A 2,198-nucleotide genomic window follows, 5' to 3' on the forward strand; every position below is an offset into this window, starting at 1 on the left:
CGGGATCCGGCGTCCGGGGTCGCGGCGACCCTCACCGCGGACGAGCGGGGCTGGGGCACCGCTGTCGACCTGGACGTACGGGATCCGGGCGGGCCGCGGGTGTGCACGCTGGTCGCGGTGGGCCGGGACGGCAGCGAGCAGACGGTGGCGAGCTGGACGGTGCGCGGCGACCGGGCCGAGGTGCAGGGCGGGGCCGCGCAACGGGCGGACGGAATACGGCGGTTCGAGGTGCGCGAGTCGGGCGGTGGCCTGCTGCTGAGGTTGCCGGTGCCGTGAGCGGCTCGCTTAGGGTGGGCCTTTCGTGTTCCGCTGGAGGGGGTTCCTGTGCAGGACGACGTCACTGACGACGAGGGCATGTTCGCGATGCCGCCGGTCGACGGTCTGGCTCCGGGCAACGGCTACAGCCACGTGGTCGTCGGCGAGGGCCGGCTCGTCCTGGTGTCGGGGCAGATCGCCCTCGACGAGAAGGGCTCCGTGGTCGGGCCGGGGGACGCCGGCGCGCAGGCGCGGCAGGTCTTCGAGAACCTGCGCCGCTGTCTGGCGGCGGCCGGTGCCTCGTTCGCCGACGTCGTGAAGCTGACGTACTTCGTCACGGACATGGCGATCCTGCCGCAGGTGCGGGTCGCGCGGGACGCGCACATCGACGCGAAGCGGCCGCCGGCCAGTTCGGCGGTGCAGGTGGCGGGGCTGATCCGGCCCGAGCTGCTCCTCGAGGTGGAGGCGATGGCGATCGTCCCCTGGTGACGTGCGCGGCGCCGCTACTTCAGCAGCCGTGACATCCGCCGGTCCGCGAGCGGTTTGCCGCCCGTCTGGCACGTGGGGCAGTACTGCAGCGCGCTGTCGCTGAAACTGACCTCGCGGATCGTGTCACCGCAGACCGGGCACGGCTCGCCGGCCCGTCCGTGCACGCGCAGCCCGCTCTTCTTCTCGGCCTTCAGCCGCCCCGCGGCGACCCCGCGCGAGCGCTCGACCGCGTCCGTGAGCGTGGTGCGCAGCGCCTCGTACAGCGTGTGGAGGTCGTCCGGGGTCAGGCTGGACGCGAGCTTGAACGGGGACATCTTGGCCGCGTGGAGGATCTCGTCGCTGTACGCGTTCCCGATGCCCGCGATCAGTGACTGGTCGCGCAGCGCGCCCTTGATCTGCCGTCGCTCCCCGTCGAGCAGTTGCGCGAACGCCGCCTCGTCGAAGGCGTCGGCGAGGGGGTCGGGGCCGAGGCGGGCGACGCCCGGTACCTCGTCGGGGTCCCGGACGACGTACACGGCGAGCTTCTTCGTCGTGCCGGCCTCGGTGAGGTCGAAGCCCGCGCCGGTCTCCAGCGCGACGCGCAGCGCCAGCGGCCCCTTGCCGGGTTTCGGCGGGCCGTCGGGGAGCCGGTCCTTCCAGTGCAGCCAGCCCGCGCGGGCGAGGTGGGTGACCAGGTGCGGGCCGTCGTCCGTGGCGAGGTCGAGGAACTTGCCGTGCCGCGCCACCGACGTCACCGTGTGCCCCTCCAGTGCGGTGAGCGGCGGGTCGTACGTCTTCAGGACGCTGATGGCGACGGGCAGGACGCGCATGAGGTCGTGCCCCACCAGATGCTCGGTGAGGAAGTCCTTCAGCGCTTCGACCTCGGGCAGTTCCGGCATACGTCCAGGGTGCCATCGACGCGTCCGTGCGGCGCCCCGCGGCGGTCGGCACAGCACACGGCACGGCGGGCCCCGGTCGTGTGACCGGAGCCCGCCGTGCCGCGGCGGACCGTCGCGTCAGTGGCGCGGGCCCGACTTGCCGTCGCCCGGCAGGTCGGACCGGCCGGACTTGGGGTCGTCGAACTCGATCTGCTCCTTGCGGACCGTGTCCGAGACCTCGCGCGTCTCCGTGACCTTCTCGGTCTCCAGGCGGACCCGCTCCACCGGGACGGCCTCCTTGCGGACCACCGGCTTCTCGGCGTGCAGCGTCACCTCGGTCTCCGCCTCGCCTATGGTGGCCCGCTTGGCCTCACCCTCGCGGATCGGCTCGCGCACCACACGGACCTCCTCGTGCGACACGGGGACGGAGGTGGTGACGTTCTCCGTCACGACCACCTTGCGCAGGTGGGCCTGGCCGACCTCTTCCTCCTCGGTCCCGACCCGCAGGCGCTCCTCGGAGCGGATCAGCTCGTCGGCCTTGCCGTCGGTGCCCGCCGCGGAGCGCATGGCGGGCTCCCGGCCGGCCGCGGCGGCGTG

General features: G+C 73.2%; 3 protein-coding genes and 1 pseudogene. 2 read left to right on the forward strand and 2 right to left on the reverse strand.

Annotated features, from left to right (window positions below; all coding sequences use genetic code 11):
* Together G3I40_RS10785 and G3I40_RS10790 are read left to right on the forward strand one after the other, a co-directional pair.
* Positions 1–276: pseudogene (locus G3I40_RS10785) on the forward strand (hypothetical protein); the annotation flags it as partial.
* Between the two features lie 78 nt (positions 277–354).
* Positions 355–744 (forward strand): RidA family protein, encoded by a 390-nt coding sequence (locus G3I40_RS10790; RefSeq protein ID WP_164301945.1) that lies wholly within the window; start codon positions 355–357, stop codon positions 742–744.
* Positions 745–758: 14 nt separating this feature from the next.
* Here the strand turns inward: G3I40_RS10790 and G3I40_RS10795 are convergent, their stop codons facing one another.
* Together G3I40_RS10795 and G3I40_RS10800 are read right to left on the reverse strand one after the other, a co-directional pair.
* Positions 759–1,622: a DNA-formamidopyrimidine glycosylase family protein gene (locus G3I40_RS10795; protein ID WP_164301943.1), complete on the reverse strand. Its 864-nt coding sequence runs from the start codon at positions 1,620–1,622 to the stop codon at positions 759–761.
* A gap of 117 nt (positions 1,623–1,739) precedes the next feature.
* Positions 1,740–2,198: YsnF/AvaK domain-containing protein (locus G3I40_RS10800; RefSeq protein WP_164301944.1), on the reverse strand; the 459-nt coding region annotated here is incomplete at its 5' end.

This window comes from Streptomyces sp. SID14478 (assembly GCF_010548525.1).
Taxonomy (GTDB): Bacteria; Actinomycetota; Actinomycetes; order Streptomycetales; family Streptomycetaceae; genus Streptomyces.

Bases quoted from the DNA above. Each gene is read 5' to 3' on its own strand.
- G3I40_RS10795 (WP_164301943.1), bottom strand. From the start codon at position 1,622: ATGCCGGAACTGCCCGAGGTCGAAGCGCTGAAGGACTTCCTCACCGAG.
- G3I40_RS10790 (WP_164301945.1), top strand. From the start codon at position 355: ATGTTCGCGATGCCGCCGGTCGACGGTCTGGCTCCGGGCAACGGCTAC.